The sequence below is a fragment of the Shewanella sp. VB17 genome (assembly GCF_013248905.1).
GTDB lineage: Bacteria > Pseudomonadota > Gammaproteobacteria > Enterobacterales > Shewanellaceae > Shewanella.
On record NZ_JABRVS010000001.1, the window covers coordinates 4242507 to 4261651 of the forward strand.

The 19145-nt window shown below is 38.4% G+C and carries 9 protein-coding genes; all 9 read right to left on the minus strand.

Annotation, left to right across the window (positions count from 1 at the left end; genetic code table 11):
• Nucleotides 1–57: 57 nt before the first annotated feature.
• Entirely contained in the window at nucleotides 58–2553 is a 2496-nt protein-coding gene (locus HQQ94_RS18365) for a hypothetical protein (protein ID WP_173295774.1), read from the minus strand.
• A gap of 155 nt (nucleotides 2554–2708) precedes the next feature.
• Complete coding sequence (locus tag HQQ94_RS18370) at nucleotides 2709–4109, minus strand: ATP-binding protein (RefSeq protein ID WP_173295775.1); 1401 nt, start codon at nucleotides 4107–4109, stop codon at nucleotides 2709–2711.
• Between the two features lie 42 nt (nucleotides 4110–4151).
• Complete coding sequence (locus HQQ94_RS18375; protein WP_173295776.1) at nucleotides 4152–8909, minus strand: contractile injection system tape measure protein; 4758 nt, start codon at nucleotides 8907–8909, stop codon at nucleotides 4152–4154.
• Nucleotides 8902–11454 carry a hypothetical protein gene (locus tag HQQ94_RS18380; RefSeq protein WP_173295777.1) on the minus strand — a complete coding sequence of 851 codons (2553 nt, stop codon included), beginning with the start codon at nucleotides 11452–11454 and terminating at the stop codon, nucleotides 8902–8904. Before HQQ94_RS18380 ends, HQQ94_RS18375 begins: the two co-directional genes overlap by 8 nt.
• Nucleotides 11444–12319 carry a hypothetical protein gene (locus tag HQQ94_RS18385; protein WP_173295778.1) on the minus strand — a complete coding sequence of 292 codons (876 nt, stop codon included), beginning with the start codon at nucleotides 12317–12319 and terminating at the stop codon, nucleotides 11444–11446. The genes HQQ94_RS18380 and HQQ94_RS18385 overlap by 11 nt, the downstream gene beginning before the upstream one ends.
• Nucleotides 12320–12322: 3 nt before the next feature.
• Nucleotides 12323–16471: a baseplate J/gp47 family protein gene (locus HQQ94_RS18390; RefSeq protein WP_173295779.1), complete on the minus strand. Its 4149-nt coding sequence runs from the start codon at nucleotides 16469–16471 to the stop codon at nucleotides 12323–12325.
• A gap of 62 nt (nucleotides 16472–16533) precedes the next feature.
• Nucleotides 16534–16950, minus strand: a complete 417-nt coding sequence (locus HQQ94_RS18395; protein ID WP_173295780.1) for a GPW/gp25 family protein — start codon at nucleotides 16948–16950, stop codon at nucleotides 16534–16536.
• 81 nt (nucleotides 16951–17031) lie between these two features.
• Entirely contained in the window at nucleotides 17032–17331 is a 300-nt protein-coding gene (locus HQQ94_RS18400) for a PAAR domain-containing protein (protein ID WP_173295781.1), read from the minus strand.
• Nucleotides 17332–17340: 9 nt separating this feature from the next.
• Entirely contained in the window at nucleotides 17341–19131 is a 1791-nt protein-coding gene (gene vgrG, locus HQQ94_RS18405) for a type VI secretion system tip protein VgrG (protein WP_173295782.1), read from the minus strand.
• Nucleotides 19132–19145: the final 14 nt, after the last annotated feature.

Consider the following 19145-nt stretch of genomic DNA (forward strand, 5'->3'; position numbering starts at 1 on the left):
TCACTCCGTGTTTATATACTAAATATCACTAAATCTGTACTCATCTAATAGCTCGTATTAGGGTAAGTTTTTACGTTTTTCAATCTCTTTTTGTCTAAAAAAATTCACCACCAACGCAATGAACAAAAACAAAAATAAGAATAATGATTGCTGTTCTTTCCAATAAGGATCACAACTAAACACCAACATAATAAAAATAACGTATCCAAGTAAAAAAGCAAAAAAATACCAACGTTTATAGAGAGATCTGAGTCTAAAAACCCACAGTGATGTCAACATATAAATAGCTAAGCTCAAAAATAACAGTAAAAACACGACTCTAAGTGGCCAGCGCAATGGGCATAGTGTGTCACACACTTTATTCGCTAGGTTCACAGCTGGTTTTATCAAAGTAAATGTGGAATCTTGACCGGAAAAATAACTTATATCAATTAAATCACTCACTCCATCAGACAAAGGATATGTCCAATAAGCTGCACCTAAGTAACTCCATTTTGTATAGTTCAATACCTGTTTAATATAGTCAGTGTTATGCCCATCTATTTGCAGTAAGGGAATAGATTTATTAAATAACACCCCTGCGATATCGGTATGTTTTTTATCCCCCATATAAGTACGCAACAGCTTAAGTCGCTCTACATCAACATTCATAGACTCAGAAATATTCATGTCATTAGATAACCCCTCCTGAGTATTTTCTTGCGCTAATGAAAAAGGAGAAAACTTCATAATATACAAATTAATATATGGCTCTAACTCCGCCAAATTATCCAGGGTATAAAACAGCGATGCTTCTGATACAAGTGCATAAGAGGGCACAATCATGTTTAAATAATATTGATCTTCAATGCCTGCTGTATCTGCTCCCACATTATTTGCATTGAGCTGCATTTTTAATTTTTTAATAAATGCATTAACCTCATTGACCTTAGCTTGAGTATTGATTTGTTGTAGATCTAAATTCAAAGTGACACCATCTGCCATACTTCTCTTAGGGCTTTGGCCTAAACTCATGATAGGTTTTAAATTATTAATAGGGTAACCCTCAAGCGGTGCTTGAACCGTTGCAATGATGTCATTGAGCAAAGCATCGTTAAATTCGATCTCAACCTGTTGTTCAGCTGGAGAACCGTTGTTATTTGAAAACACCAAATCAACTTTGACTCTATGATTATGCGCACTATTAACAAATTCTGAAAATGGCTTTGTTACTCTTAGATTGTCGGGCACTGTCACACGACTACCATCAATTGACGCTGAAAAATAAGCCATCCGAGTTAACCGGCTATAATCTATTGTTTGCTCATCTGGTTGCCAATATTGATAAAACCCATAGTAAATAGGGGAATGATTACCTTCAAGGCTAATATTTTCCGCACAACCACAACCAGGAGTGGCTTGCCAAACTAATTCATTAACCTTTATGTCTGTTGGCCTAATTAATTTTTTAAATAGTTCAACCAAACTCTTGAATACATCATCACTTAATGTCGTTAAATCAATATCTTTTAATGCTACGCTCAGTAAATAGCGCGAATTAAATACCATGGCCTCAAGCATTGCTAGCTGCTTCATTTGAGCTTGAGTTAATGCAATCATCACCTCACCATTAAGTGTATTTACAGCCTGAGTAAAGTCTTTAATACTATGTTTAGTAATGGCATAACTCTGAGGCTGCATTAATACGCTAACGGGTGCAGCTTTGGTAACGCTAGCTTCATTTATTATTGCCGATGAAGCTCCTGATGGATCCGCTGGATCTTTTTGAACGGTAGTGAGATCAGATGGCGTATCTGTGGGTAATAATGAAGTTGCAGCTTGGGTTATTGCTGCTGAATTTGATATTGTTGGTGCAGCAACACTTTGATAACTAGCAGGTGTTACGACCACGAGTTGATTAAGCAATGCATTGATTTTACTGGGCGACAATTCCCCAACTAAAGCAAGGGTAAGTGGCCTAAGTTCCTTAACAATCGCCGCTTCGCTAGCAAAGGGTTGATCCATTAACTCATTCAATTTAAATCGCGTATCACTCCATACGGCTAATTTTTTCATATCAGTATTAGATAACTGATAGTAAATGCTTTTATTTGCTACCAATGGGCTATCAGTACTCGGTATTAGCTTGGATGTATTTTGTTGACTCAACACAAATTCATCAATCGCTAAATGCAGTGTTTGAGCCGAAATATAACACTGAGGTTTATCGATGCAATCTTGTTTTGTCAATTGATTCACGGCTTGCTGTTGCATCCATTCACTAAATATCAAACTCTTAAGTATTTGTCGCCATTGAGGATAATTCTGACTTAATTCTGCGATAGTCATCAATGAACTCAATAGTTGCGCGACAAACTCACTGTTACTTTTAGCGATGTGGGCCTGATTAAATTCATGACAAAAATACGCCAACCATTTTTCAGTGATCCGACCTACTTTTCCATCAGACAAATACGTTCCAGGATTGTCATAATCTTGGAGATATGCTGAATTATCTTGGTATACGATCCCTAGATTTTTTTGCACCAAATCCCCAAATATCTTGCTGGTCAATATGGGATCCTGCTTGGTTAGCTCAATATTGGTTAAACATGGATTTATCACTCTTTTGTCTGCACTCAATACATATGATGAATACAGCACACTTATCACTAGCAGAGCGAGGCACATGAGGCTAATATTTTTCATGAGAGCTTCAATCATAAGCTTCATATTGTTTTGCCTTCTTTACGTAACTCTTTGGCAATACCGCTACGTAAGTCATCAAAACTCATCATGTCATGATCTGATTGAATCGCTCTGATCGCTCCATAGCGCACGACATTAGCAATGGATCCACCAGCAAGCTCATATTGTTCAGCAATTAATTTCAGTTGCCCTGATTGTTCATCTTCATATCGATGATTAAGCATATTGCTCCACAGCTCAAAACGCTGGTTTGCATCTGGCATAGGGAAATAGATCAAGGATTGAAAACGGCGTGAAAAAGCATCATCAATATTAGCCCTTAAATTTGTCGCTAAAATAACCATACCGGGAAAATCTTCAATTCTTTGTAATAAGTAAGCGATCTCTTGATTTGAATGACGATCATTGGCAGATCCACCTTGTGAACGAGTACCAAATAACGCATCGGCTTCATCAAAAAATAAGATCCAACGTTTAGTGGCGGCTTGATCAAACAAATTAGCTAAATTTTTCTCCGTTTCACCTATGTATTTAGACACCATAGAAGAAAGATCAATACGATACACATCTAAGCCAAATTCAGCACCGATAAGAGTCGCAGTTAATGTTTTCCCTGTTCCTGGTGGGCCATAAAATAAACTTCTGTAGCCTGGTTTTAACGATTTTGACAAGCCCCAATCATGTAAAATATGATCAGAATGAGCGATCCAAATCCTGATTTGATCTATCTCTTCCATTACATCAGCTGTCAATACTAAATCACCCCACTCAAGTTGACTCTTGATTAACTTGGCTGGAAATTGAGTACTGTAATCCAGTTTTTCTGTGATCCCAGTTGTAAATCGATTCAGAAATTCGACTTCAATTGTAAAAGGACTACTGAAAAAAGGCTCACCGTCACCAGCGTCGAGTAATTTGATGACATTGTGGTGTAAAAAAGGATGATGGGCTTCAAATAAAGACGTCATATTAAAACGCTTTATCATATCTTCAGCTGCTATGATGAAAGCCGCAGTTTCACATGTAGGTAAAAAACCACTGTGTGTTTGCCCTTGTTTACCACCAAATTCAGTATAAGCACGATCAAAATGACTATTACGAATAAAAAAAGTATCAAAGACTTGTGGGCGAATATGAGGAATTAAAGCCATTAACAACACAATTCTTTCTTGATCTTGATGCAGGTGTTGTTTAACCCATTTTGCATACAAAGATTGATCAGAGCTTAAATCAGGTGCAGCAAGTTGAGACAAGGATGTCAGTTCACTTTCTTGCTGGAAGTACAGCTTAATACGTAAATCTAAGATCTGAGAAAACCATTCAATCTCACGTTCTAAACTCATGGCATTGGCTACACCGCAGTCAAGATCGAATGCCTTGCTTGTTGTGGCGATACTGTTCACTGCCTGTAAACTGTTCATTGCTAGACACCTTATTGCTTAAAATGAATACCTTTGACTTATTTAACGCCACTCCACATGCAACACTTTTTCCATCCATGGGTATTTGATCACCGCAAAACTCCACGGTATAGAATCCAATAACATATCAAATGTTTTAGGTGGGACGTTTAGTTTCCACGCGCCTTTATCTTGAATCATAACGGCTTCTCTTTGTAAAAATGATTCACGTAACCCACTGATACTGGTTTGACCTATCACCTGCCAATTTTGAATGATGCCATCTAACAAGCCTGACATGGTTTCAATGTCTTTATTGGTTAATTCCACATCATAGGAAATGGATTTAGTGATGTTAACGCCACACAACACTTTATTAAGGCTCAATAAGTACTCAGGTGTCGCTTGCTGCTCTGTCACTAAATACTGCAGCACATGAACCGCTTTGTCTTTTGCTGCATCGTTAATGAATACGCCTTGGTCTGTTAAGGACAACATAGCAAACAAACGGGGGAGATAAGGCGCAGCAATCACGATCCCAGCATTAGCAACATAGATGTTCTCATTAGAGAGGATATTGTCATGACTGAGGATACTCGAACTTGTAGGCGTAGCGGTTTTAACCACATCAGTCTGCAAAATTGTACTTTGCAGTGGCATTACCACCTCGCCTTTTTCTATGGCACCAGTATTAACATTATTTTCACAACGCAACAGTGAAATATGACACTTAAGATGTTCTATGACCGCTTTATTATCCCAAATATCAGTGCTACATAAAGCATTTTGCTTATCCCCCATTAGCGGGGGTCTGATTAAGCATGAGTGAGTGAGTAAATCAATTGGGAGCTCAAGTTCAACAATGAATTGGTGTATGAATAATTCAAATCGTTTAAAGTGTGATTTTATACTGTCAAGAGACAAACGATAAACAAACGCCAAAAAATCCACTGTCAGCTGAGTTTGATCAATCACAGATGATGAATTGATATATTGGCACATAAACGACCACATCGACTTTTTGTGGCTTTGTGAAAAATATTTCAACGTCGGACAAACATGATTGAGATAACATAAAGACTCATGCATAACCCTGAATCTTGAGCCATACAAAAAGGTCATCATTTCATGACATTCGTGCTCACTGCGCACTGTTGAAATCCCTAGGTGAACAGCAATATCGGGTAAATATTGCAATAAATAAGATTTGTATTCAGCATGATGGTAACGCTTGAGGTACACCAGTATGACATCGAGTTCTTTGAGGTAAACAGCGTCATTAAGCTGAGTATCGCGATTCGCTAATTTCTGTAAAAAATCGTGGCATTGCTGTAATTCATTATGTTCTTTTGGGTTATTTATGATAGTTAAATCAATTTTTTTAGCGCTTTTTTCCGTTGTTGCTGCTTGGGATATGGTAAACAATGGCTCTGGTACATGCCGAGCGGGGGATTTAATTTCAGCGGACCTATTTTGAATTACCCCATTTTGGGACCAATATTTCTGACTCCAACGCGCTTGTTCCAAACGCACTGCAGTGTAAATCAAATCTGAAGTAGAGTTAATTTGTGCTAAGACATTAAAGTGACGGCTATCTTGTCTATATTTTGCAAGGTTAAATACCATCACCTTCATGGACTGTTGCTGCTCATGACTGTATTGTTTGAACAAAACAGTCCAATCCATCGACAAAAGTAACGGTTGAATCATCAGACGCTGAAGATTTAAATAATCATCTTGATACAATTCAGTCAACATATCAAAAAGCCGACTAAAATCATTTTTATCTATTGCTACAGTACTATTGCGTTGATAATGAAGTACTTTCACCATAAGAACTTGTAACTGAGCACGCAACTTATTGTGATAAACCAAGTGTTCAATATCCAATCGTGATGATTGAGTTAATACACGCTTATTTTGCTCATCTGCTGATGTATTCCTTGTCGCTATCAAATCATTGGACAGTGGAGCACGCAAAGAATGCAAATATTGATATTGATTTACCCTCAATGGATGTTTTTCATCTCTCTTCACACAATGCAACATCGCCTCGATGAGTGAATCTGGTGTCAGGTTTCTGTATCCCGCCATCTGTACAATCAAGTGGTGCAGTACTTTATTATGGTTCTGACAACTTGCGTTCATGACACCAACATACTCCCAAATAAACAACCAAAGCATATCTGTAATAAAAGGACTTAATATTATTTTGCTGGTCAATTTATACCAAACTTTTTTAGTCAATTTCAGCCTTGATATTTCAACATCTGTAATATTAGGCTTCATAGACGGACGCTTAACATCTGAAAATGGGACACTGACGAAGAGTAATGAATCTTCACTCATTAGTTCATCAAGCAGCACCATAATATTAGGCATGAGCAATTGCATCAAATAATGACTCGTTTGCTCTGAACTTTTATGTAATTGGACTAAAATCTGTGGTGACACCTTAGCAAAATGCATAACAATGTATTTAAAAACCTTAGTTTCACAGTGTGATGCGTGCTTAATCATGACTTTAATTTTGCCATGATCAGCAAGATGCAAAGCAATAGCAAATTGGCTCAGAATATCATCACTATGAGAAGATAAATCATCACCATCACAGACAAGTTCAACATCAATTAAAGTATCATTGGCAACTGGATCCTGTAGCACTCCCCGCAGAACCCCTTCAATCGGCTTAATTAAGAGTTGACCAAGTAAACCTAACATACTGTCTTTTAATGCCGACGGGGCTAATGTGGCAGAAAAACCACTCACCAGATCGTGCAATAACTGCTGATGATCGACATTATGATGGGCAGCCACTTGCTGAGTTAAGTAACTTAAGTAGCTAATACGGTTAAATTGGCTACCACGTTCAATCAGTAAATAACTCAAACTAAAAGCCCATAGATGCTCTGTTACTCCCTGAGTTTCAAGAGGGATCCCACCCTTCGATTGTTGAATTTTCACTGTACTCAGTTCAATCATAGACAATATGAATGGCTTATCCGCAGGGGCCAAACATTGCAAAATATCTTGGAGCATAGACTGACTGAAGTTGTGGACCATAGTACGAATAATATGCCGTTCTTGCCCCCACAGATGCAATGCTTGACCCAATAAGTTGGAGTGTTCGCTGATAACTAAAGACCAAAATGGAGTGATTTGTTCAACGCGACCTTCGAGAATAGCTATCGCTAAACGGCTCAATATCTCCTGTGTAGAAATACCAGTTTGCTCAGTCTCACAGAGCGCTACTACTGACATAGTGCTTTCTATTGCGGCTCCAGGAGTCATTCCTCTGATGACAGTAACATCACTCAATAACTCTGCTAAATTACGTTTTAACTTAGACTCTTGGCTGATTTGATGCAAAGAGTCCATCAATGAGCCATATACTTGCTGCTGACTTAAATTAAAATGAGCTGAGGTTTGCCTAATCAGACTCAATAGATAAGACTTTCGGTTAAAGCTTCCTCCTCTTTCGACCAATAGATAAGTTAACGTAAATTGCCAAAATATTTGCTCCTTGGCTTTGTCAGCCATGACGATATTGCGTGCCTGTGGCTGTGTTTTAAGTGTTAATAAGCCTTGATTCGCATTAGATTGAACCTGCAAGATAAAATGACTTTCATTTGGTTCAAGCAGTAACACTAAATCTGTCAGCATAGGCACTGACAAATTTGTCGCTAAGCAATGCCTCACTCGTGCTTGCTTACCTAATTGTGTTAATACCTCAACAAACACATTGGCATACTCCTTATTAGCAAGAGTCCAAATTGATAAAAGCCCTGCACGACTGCCTTGTAACACCGACTGATAGAATATAATCGCAATACTCGATTTGACCTCACTCACTGGTAAGTGTTGTAGAAAAATCGATTGGGACTGGGTTAGATGCATCGCGACAAAATCATTAATCAGAGTCCTTGGTAATGAATCTAACTGGCGCGAGACATTGCGCAATAAATAATGGCAAGCACTGTTTGAACTAAAATGGCGATCGGTGACGATGTCATCAAATAAGCTTGATAAAAAGCGTAATCGCTTCGTTTTTTCTGATGCCTTAATCCAAGGCGACGATGTAAAAAATGCTTGCTCTGTTTGCGTTAATCTATGCTGGCAAGTGCTACCAAATATCAAACTCAGCATACACTCTAACTGAGTACGCTCATTGGTTGGGATCATGGTTAATAGAAGCTCAATGACATTGCTTACCGTTAATTGATTAACCAAACGTCCAATAATCTGTTTACGCTGTCCATGAGTGGCCAACCATAATCGTAATTTTTTACTGTGAGTAAATACTCGCTGTAATAACCATTGCTGCCACTGACTAGGATCATGGTACTGACTTGCCTGTCCATTCCAGGGCAATGAACCACTAAGCAGATAAAAAGTAAACTGTTGCCACTGTCCCTGTGTTATTGGATATTGACTCATGGAGACTTCAGCAATATCAGCAGATAAGCTGACCACTTGTTTATCGCTTTGATTGAGTCCTGTCTTGTCTTTAATGCATGCTAATTGCAGTGATATTGCTTCAAGCACGCGTATTTCGATTTGTGTTAAATAATCGCCATGCTCAACATTACCTAGATCAATCACCAACTTATCAATGCTTACCATCGTCTCTGGCACATTATGAGCATTGAAGGCGCTATCAATCGCAGGCAGTAAACGACGTAACATAAAGTCATGAGCTTGCTGCTGAAAATCATCTGCGACTTGTTGGTGATTGAAGTTAATATCAAACACGATACCTTCTATTACGTGGGGAGGACTCGAACCAAACCCCACCTGAGTGTTCGCTATTGGCTCAATCATGTACCTCTCCAGCTGACGCTAGTCGATATTGCTTGAGTAAGTTAACTAACACAGCAGCACTTGTCTGGCATGCTTCATTGGACGTGTCTGACGATCGCATCAGCTCTAACCACGGCATATACGCTTGTTCAAACTCACATAATTCACTAAAACTTAACCAATAACATTGTGGTAAAATATGCGCAGGGCATTGTTCATGAACAACCATTTCAGCCTGTTTTCGATATCCTTTATCAGCACATCGACCAGTAAAACCTGAAAAAATAACAGAGATTTGAAATGAATAAAAATCATCGCCAACTTGTTTATCGTGTCGACTTGAGCTTTGTTGACTTTCATCGCTTGGCTTTAGCAACAAATGCTCAACCACATAAACACCTTCACTACTGCGATTGAGTTTAGTAAGGTAACGGCGTAACACATTGGCTAATCGATGAATTTTATCTAAATGTAAACTGGAACCTATGTAAATAGGGCGACATGACTGCGCCATTAACTGTTCAGTTGAAAGGTCCTTACACTCTTGTTCAGTAAAAAATAAATCGTAAACATCAGATCGTTGCCGCTTCACTAATGTGTAGTGATTGATATTAACGCCTTTTTGAAAAAAACTTTCACCTATCATTTGCCGCTTTAACGGTAACAATGACGACATGAGTTTAGCGATTTTTTCAGGGCTAATACCTAAATCAGCCTCAATTAAAGGGATCGTCATCAAGTGTTTTTCCATCGCATCATTTAACATCACTTGATTATGATGAGCGGTATTTTTTTGTTCGAAGTCAGCATCAGAGACAATATCCAATGGTGCTCTTTTAATCATGCTGGTATAGGGCCATTTATGCAGTTGCATCCCCAATTTACAGCTGAGTCTATATTGAAATCCGCCAACATTGGTTTCAAATAATCGATAACTTCGATAATCAAAGCCGCCACCTCGATCACGACCTAAAGATACAATAGTGCGTAAATATTGATATTTATTATGAAGAATTTCCGTTTCTATCTCCAACTTACTCTTATAGTGATTAAACTGGCGTAAAATAGTTTGTTGAAACTCTTCTCCATACAAGGCCAATAAATAGTCCAGCACCCTTCCTTTACGCTCATTAAAATCATCAAACTTAACTAATGCTGCCGTGACCTTTTGCCTTTTTTTGGGATAAAACTGTTCAATTCCTTGTAATGAAATAGAATCAAAATGATAGAACTGATAAGTCCTATTAACATGAATATCAATAGAGAATAATGTTTTGATATGATTGATATTTTCAGAAAAGTTGGCCAATAGTTGATCAAAAAGTAATAAGTAACCTTTTAACTGATTAGCCTTCGCTTTTTCAGCCAACGAAGATGAAGCCTGAGTTCCCATAACACTCAAATTATAATGTACTGGAAAATGATATTGAACTGAGTAATATTGCTTTTGCTGCCGACAAGTTCCTTCAATCGGTTGATACAAACTCGATACCTCTTGACGAGTATGTCTGACTGAATACTGCTTAAACTGCCGATGCTCTAAATAAGCATTAAAACGATCAAAATGAATCGAAACACGCTGTTGATGACGATGAACCAACACATTCATCTCTGCCTCACATACGGGCATGCTCAACCATGCTTTATCTCTAATTTCCATATGTTCCACCCGAGTATCCGGATGATTAAACATAGATTCATTCACTATTTTATCTGCATCAATAAGTGACAAATGATTAATTGCATCAATTCCCTTGATCAAACGAACATGAGAATAAAGTGATGATATTGTTCGTACACCAGTATTGTGCTGAAAATGATGCGTATGATAACGACCATGCACTGTTTTTGGGCCAGTTAAAATACTATCCAGAGATTCACCGGCTTTCATTTGCGTGTCATAACTTTCTACAACCAGCCGCCCTACTAGCCACTGATGACACACATCATAAATTTCAGCTAATACGGCTTCAGCATCCACCTCACTGAGTAAATCTATTGATGCGATCAGCTGATAACCTTTATCTTTGACAATACTGATATCACCAATATTTTCACATAAATTCCGGTTCTTCCCATAAATCAATGACACTTTATCAATGATTTTTTCACCCAACGCAGGTCTTGAAAGACACCGAGCTCTCATCAACGGTGTGAGCTGTAACTGGATCTGGTATAAACCGCGATAAATGCTTGGCTGTTGAGATATCCACAGCCTATCAATTTCCTCAATACTATCTAATAATAAATTTTGATAATCTTCAATATTACATGCTCTTGCTGGCAATATATCCTCAGGTGGATACAATGCTAGTTGTGTTAAATTCAAATAACCATCTTGCTCCGCAAGGTAATCTTCGACATCAAACTCGCTACGATACCTGAGCTCTGTTAAGCCATAACATAATTGTTCAAGAATCGTGACACCGGGATCATGGGCGTTATAATCCGTCCATACACTGCCAGAAAAATGCTGCGCATAAGCAATGCCCTCTTTACGTAAACTGGCAAAACTTAACGGATCGGTACTCTCATCATGTCGAGTAATATTGATACTAGTTAGCATCGCTATCCTTATCCATCAGAGCCTCTGATTGCGTCATATACTGATCAAACCACATTTGTGTAATGTGGTAACGAATAAACACACCTTCACCATAATCTGTCCGAGTTCTGATTTGTAAATAGTAAGGTCGATACGCTTCATCTTTTGTTTGGTAATTATCCGCCTTAACCCATCTGAGAAGTAATTTATCCCCAGTAGATAAATAGTACGCATGTTGACTTTTAATGGTTTTTTTATGACTAAACCAATTAAAAATATCGAACCAATATCTATCAGGATCACAAGTATTCATAGCAATAGAGCGGATCAATGCGTAACGGCCTGAGCTTTTGATCCCTACACCAGCCATAACTTCAAAAGCATGGCAACCTTCCAGTTTAGGCGAAATATTATGCCATTGACCATCGGCTTTAACTGAAGTTAACCCTAACTCTTTTTCAAATGCTCCCCCCAGTCTTCCTATTGATTTGACAGTACCATTAACCTCTAACGTTTCACTGGGTTTATCACAATTAATGCCTACGCATGCCGTTGGCGTTAATGAAAGCACACTAGCAGACTCAGGCTTAATAAGAGGGCTGGTTTGAGAATATTGAACATTAGGTGCGCTGAATAACATCGCATCGATATCTTTATCAAAATGAATTGACCACAATATTGTATTCGGCGTACTGTCGCGATAAAAGCTCATCAGATTGGCATTATCTTCTAACGAAGACACTTTAAATCCTTCATTAATAGACTTATCAAACCCTTCTTCCAAGGTATTAAGACACGAATCAATCAGATCAGAAAAATGATCAGCGGCGGGCAGTGCACCTTTACGAAAATAATTTTTCAGGGTACTCCTATTTCGTTTAGCCATTATCTAAACTTCCTTTTTTGCTGCTAACGTCTGGACATCTTCTGATCCCACAATGAAGTTACCACCCACTTCTAACTCATTAACACCCGTTATCATGCCCGTTCTTTCTATTTCATCATGGATAACATCAATAACGTGATGAGTAAATGGCATTAATAAACACCAAGGTGAGCTTGCCTTTATGCGCTTTTCTGAACCACTGCTATAACGAGTAAGATCGGCATCTTGCATCACGCTGTCAATAAGTTGATAACTGGGAATAGGTTCTTCTTGAGTCATCACAATGTGTAACACCGATACTTCAGTGACAAATTGGACATAATCTAATCGCCGAATAACGGATTCAATGTCTTTGATTTTAAATGACCAACCAAAACCGCCATTACCATGCAAAGGAGACCACGGACACAAGTAAGTCTCTATATCTTGATTTAACCGAGTTAATACTGAACCAAGATTCTCCCCCTGTTTAAACTTAATACTGCAACGAACTTGTACACTTTCATAAATCGGGTTTTGGACATCAAGAGTGACGAATTCTGAACACCTAGAACTTATAAACCTTTGAATATTAGTTAAAACATTACTACTCACATGTATTTTATTACATGGACTATGATCACAACTCAATACTTTTAACCGCACAATAATTAATATATTCCCAGGAAAAAAACCGGCTTGCTGATAAAGCAGATTAGCAAAGCAAGTCACACTTTCTATTTCAGGAAAATGCTCAAGAATCAAACGTTCATGATCCCAAGCTGACACTGCACGCGCTTTATGCCTTAACCGCTCATTGACACGCTGTTTAAATTGAACATTTGACTCGGTAGGCTTACCTCCAAAAAAAGCGGAAGCTTGTGCTGTACTTGATAAACCTACAATAGGATGCAATGCCTTCCAACTATTTACATTTTTAAGGTTTAAGTCTTTTTTGTATGCAGTTGAAACTCGTTTAAGCTGGCTCACATTTGCCAAAATAGTTAAACATTTTCCGTATTTATCTAAATTTTTATCCGCTGAAGCTCGGATCCAAAATTGCCCTGCAGGCATCACTGTATTGTGTTGAGTCATGTCTTGAGGTAACGTCATCGTGATGACCCCTGAAGTCATAAATCCTAACGTTGAATCAGCCACTATTTGTTGATTAGAAAAGGGATACCATTGTTCACTTGCTAAATAAAACCATTTAATATCATTAATTTGATCACCACGATTAATATTTGCCGTTTCATCCAAATGAAAAAATAAACTGATCTCATCAGGCATATTCTCAGCCGCTAAACCAATGAATAAATTGCCATCATAAGAATATCGAGGAAACAAATATGGCAATAACATCTGCCCAGCTTGCTTTGTCGCTGGATAAATCGACTGGTATCCAAATGGGTGTATATGTGACACGCTATGAAATAAACCGTTTTGCTTCTTATTATGTGGATGAGTGTATATAACTACTTTCGCTTGATAATCAATTGACAGACGACTGACCTTGGGAGTGTAAGGTGGATTAGGCAGGATCTGTTGTTTTTTAGATTTAGCGTTATGCAGCAAAGTATTGGTCAATATCGTGTTATATTGCTGATGACCAAACGCCTGGTTTGGCGACACTAACTCTAGTTTAATAAAACCATTGCGACTTTTTAAATTATAATCAAAACTGATGTTCTCATAGCCTTTTCGTTGTGGTTTAAACTCATTAGCCACGAAAGCACTTATCACTGTTTGATTAGATAACTCACCGTTGATTGATTGTTCTGAAAATAACGAATACGGGTTATCAGGACCTGATTTAACCCAACGACCATCTTTCAAAACACTCAGTTCAACCCTAAAGTTTGGGTTATTGAAGTCTTCTCCATAACCATAATAATAGCGTTTAAAGCCATCTTCATTCGTAGGTAAATCACTCCAAGCAATGTTTATATTAATGTTTGTCACATGCTTGTTCGCCATCTCTTCACTGGCGAGTATCAAATAACTGTGTAAAGTTGGCAAAGCACCTAAAGGCACAAAAGTCTTTGATGGATCGATTCTACTAAGATTATTGTAAACCACTAAATCGGTCAGGCCCGTTACCGATACTTCTATTGCAATAGAACTCAACACAATGCTTCTAAAGATTGAATACGGAAAAAATGTCGCTAATGGTTTGATCGAAAATTGAATAACTGGCTCTGCTGTTTGCCATTGTTCACCATGTATCGCTTTATTACATCCCGCGGTAGGGGCTATATCAGCAGCAAGATGGATGTTAAATTTAAATCCATACAAACCAAAATCATCACCGTTAACTTTTTCCAACAAAGGATGGATCCGATAATCTTTAACCTTTTGCCAACCCTCTTCAGTTGATATTTGAATATCAAACATCAGTTCATACAGCTCATAAAACGTGCGAACTTGATGTTGACGAAATAGACGTATAAGACGTGTCATACCCTCGGTTACAGAAAACTCTTTGGCTTTTGATTCGATTAAATCAATATCATTTTGATGCAGCCAAGCTTCATTGCCGACGAATTCAGCACAAGCAAGCGTATGCCGGCTAAAAATACGTCCAACCATTAAACAAAAATGTGTTTCTTCAGTCGCTAATTGTAATAAAGCCAAAAGGTAATTTTTATAAATTAACTGCCTGACATAATGAATTTCACTGTGATAAATTTTTTGTAATTGTTCAGCTGGAATGTTAGCCATAACCTGATTAACCACTGTGACCGATAACTCGGTTAAGCCTCCCTTTTGTAGCACTGTTTCACGACAACAAATATCAGCCATCAATTCAGATTCATGTTCAAGTAGGTTGCTAATAATGTTCATTAAGCTAGTTTTTTTTTGCTCATCATTGGGTGCACTATTGAGTAAATAAAGAGAATGCTCATCGATTTGATGAGGTTCAGCCAACGCAATTGATAAGCTAATATTTCTTTCACCCTCTTTTAAGTTCAGTACTGGTCCAGAAATGGCCAAGCCTAGCGGTGCTTGTTGACTCCTTGTATCATTAGCACCAAAAATGGCAACACCATCATTCAACTTTTGCTCTGTCCCACTGACTAAACAACTCTTCGTTATCTTAGTCACATAATGCAATTCACTCTCAGGTGAAATCAGTGGGTCTCGTTGTAAAAAAAGGTTAAATACTGATTTTACTTTGACATTTGACAGTAAAAAATCATTATTAATTTCAAAGACAATATCTTGCAGATGTTCATCCTTACCACAACTAAATCTGGTGCCTTTTTCGATAACCCTTGGCGTGACTAACTCTTTAACGGGTAAAAATGCCAAATACACCGATTCTGGTTGAGATGGCATCTGAGAAAACTTAAGTATTTTTTCATAAAAAAATGCTAAGTGCTTCATGGTAAATAGATTAAGGTGAGATTGACTGCCCTGATAAAGTTTTAAAAAAGTCATAAACAATCCGATAGAAGGATCATGATCTGATTGTTGCTCAAGCGCACTAATATAGGTTTGAATGTCTGATTGAAAAAAGCGGATCACATTCATTAAAGAAGAAAAAAACTGCTGCAGTTTTATAGCGACATTAACATGTGATCTTGATGCCACATCAGTGTCAGAGGAGTCTGCGCTAAGTGAGCCGCACCAATTAACAATATTTTCTCCCCATACAGCATCAAAACCAGTAAATACCTGTTTGACTTGCTCAAGTGCAACACCATCAACATAGATAATATTGTCTAATAACTCATCTAATTGAAAAACAAGTTTTTTATTAATTGCAGTCGCTATTTTTATACACAGTTCAAAAGCCGCTTCATTGTTTGATAATTTGAGTTTTTGGTACCATTCATTAATGTGACTCAACAAAACCACGATAGACATAACTGCTTGCTGAGGTTGATAAATTAACTTATCTTCAAACTCAATGGCAAGCTTTTCACAATCCAAGGTTTGCAGCATTGCCATTGTCACCAAATCGTTGGCTAGAAACATCTTGTCCCAATAACCCTCTGGAACATTATCAAGATTATAAAACGTCAGATGGGCAGCGATATCTTTTGATAGCACCAGCAAAGACTCGAAGGATAATTCATCAACATTAACATAATTAGCTTGTAACGCTGCAGGTTGTCGGCTCGACTGCTCGCTACCGCTCGAAAAGGGCACTCGATGACTAAGCAACATATGTCACCAACGGCCTAATATGCAAACTTAAATAACACCCTAGCACATAATATAAACACACTTTATAGTTCAACTAGAGTGCCCTCCATAATGTAAAATGGATACACCATATTACGCCTAGCATTGGTGGTTATAACGCGATAATCTAAATGGATATCTAACCTACCTTCCATTGCGTTATCTGTAAAAATATCGATTGAATTGAGATCAATTCTGGCTTCAAAAAACAAAATAGCCTGTTGAATAACATGGGTGATTTTAGTGATCGTGGCTTGATTTATCTCTTCAAATACCATCGCCTTAATCCCACAACCATACATGGGATCCATCACCCTCTCCCCAGGCGTTGTTGCAAGCAAGATATGGATACTTTCTTCAATATCTGTTTCAGCACTGACCATATTAGTCTGGCGATTGGCACCATTAAATTCTGGAGGGAATGACCAACCGGTACCTAAAAATGATTTATCTATTGCCATTTATGATGCCTCTTATGACGACTTTGACTCATTCGCCTAATCAATTTAAGCCTATGGCCGCTGAACAATAAGTGTGATGATTTATCCACCAATCATCACCGTAAATGCCCCCAAAACAATGCTGCCACCATGCACTGTTGTATCGCCTAATCTCGCAGCTGGTTTCCCCCCAATCATCACGGTCGCAGACCCCTTAACGACCGTATCTGGTGGTCCAACACATACACAACTATCACCAATAACACTTGCCGGTAGTTTTTCAATTAACACTGTTGCCACACCAGGACCAATCACGGGTCCACCAACATGAGGGATCGGGGGTAATCCAGGGGTGATCATTGGGCACACATGCATATCGGTAATTCTTGCCGCTGGTGGCATAAATCTCTCCTAATTAATCATCACAATTGCACCTTTAACCGTGGTTTGTCCTGACGCTGATAATTCTGCCGTTGCGCTGCCCTTGGCCACAATTCCCACTTGAGCAGTCTGATTTATATTCATTCCAGAAGCATTTATATCCGCTTTAGAACTCATGCTGATTTCCCCTACAGCCTCTAAAGTTAACGTCCCTTTGGCAGTGATTTTGATGTCTTTTGGACTGTCTAATGTGATACCACTGTCATTCATCTCCACCTTATTACTATTTTGATCTTGTAAAACAATCGATTTTTCTTTATCGCTGATCACAATTTGATTATTAGCGGGAGTCACGATGGTGATCACTTTATCTTCTTCATTAAACTCAATTTTCAACTTACTTTTTGTGACAATTGCCTTAGTATTGTTTGCTTCTTCAATGGCGTATGCTGGTGCGTGTTTACTGCTATACAAGCTGCCTAAAATCACCGGCTCACTAGGATTATTATTAAAATAACCTAATACAACTTCATCCCCCACTTCGGGAATAAAAAAACTTCCAAAATCTTGTGAAGCATAAAATGTGGCTAATCGGGCCCACACACCCGGCGTCGTAGCCTGCATCACTGGCACATTAACTTGAATCCTATTTTGACCCATTGGATCGTCATTTAACTTCATCACCACACCAATTTGTAAACCTTCAACGGCGGGGATGATACCGCTAGCAGGAATAGCACTGATGTCTCTATGCTCACTTGACCAATGGGGTGACATGCCAAATTCAATGTCAGTTAACCATTGACCATTGACCAATTGATGATTGACCTCACTCACAAAAACCGAGCCATTAAAGCGACTACCGACCCCCACAACCTCAATGAGTGAACCTATTTTAGCCAAAGAGCTCCCTTGGAATTTCATTCTTCCACGTATTCTTGCCAACGCCGATTTAACCTGCTGACCTTTAGCCCATGCTGTTAACGCTGTAGCATCTAAAGTATTAGAAGTTTGCAAACGAAAGTTAGTAAGATTAAGCGCTTGTGCTAACGTTGATGAACTGAGATCTCCCTGGGAGTTTAACGTTTGCGAAGACACCTCCTGCTCTTGGCTTGCCTGCTCACTGGGATCCCAACACACGCTTTTAACCTTAGTTAATTGAAACCTTGAATCGATATCCGCTTCAAATTCAATCAAATCTTCACCATAGGTCACGGTTAATACAGCATCACCATCAACGATTGGTGCACCAATCGTTAGCTTAGCGGCATCAACACACAGCAAAAAGCCATTCATTTCAGCACGGGTTAAGATAAAATCCCAATCTGTACAATTAAATTGCACTAGCTCCTCATATTGAGAATCTGTCGCGCTAACAACACTTGATAAATCAGAGTATTGACCAATAATGGTTTCTATTATCTGGCTGTCTTTTTGTTTGGTGTAATTTGCATTGCATCTCGATACAGTCATAGCAGCACATTGATCTTTGCAATCAATGATGAGTGTTGACACATTACTGGCTGCGATTGAAATGCCTATCCCAGTGATAATGCCACTAAAAAGCAAATCTTCATTACTATCATAACCCGCTTTTATGACGATTTTAGTCCCTGGTTTAAAGCAAGCTTCAGCGCTAAGTGGGAAGTTTTTTGTTGGCATATCACCATCACTGACAATGACTTTAGCCCTCGGCACCTGATTAATCGCTGAATGAACTTCAATCATAAGTACATTAATATCATCTTTTAAAGGGCTACCGTCTGCCGTGATACTGTATTTGATCACACCATCACAATCGTTCATTGGGGAAGCAGCCATAACAACTTTTATCC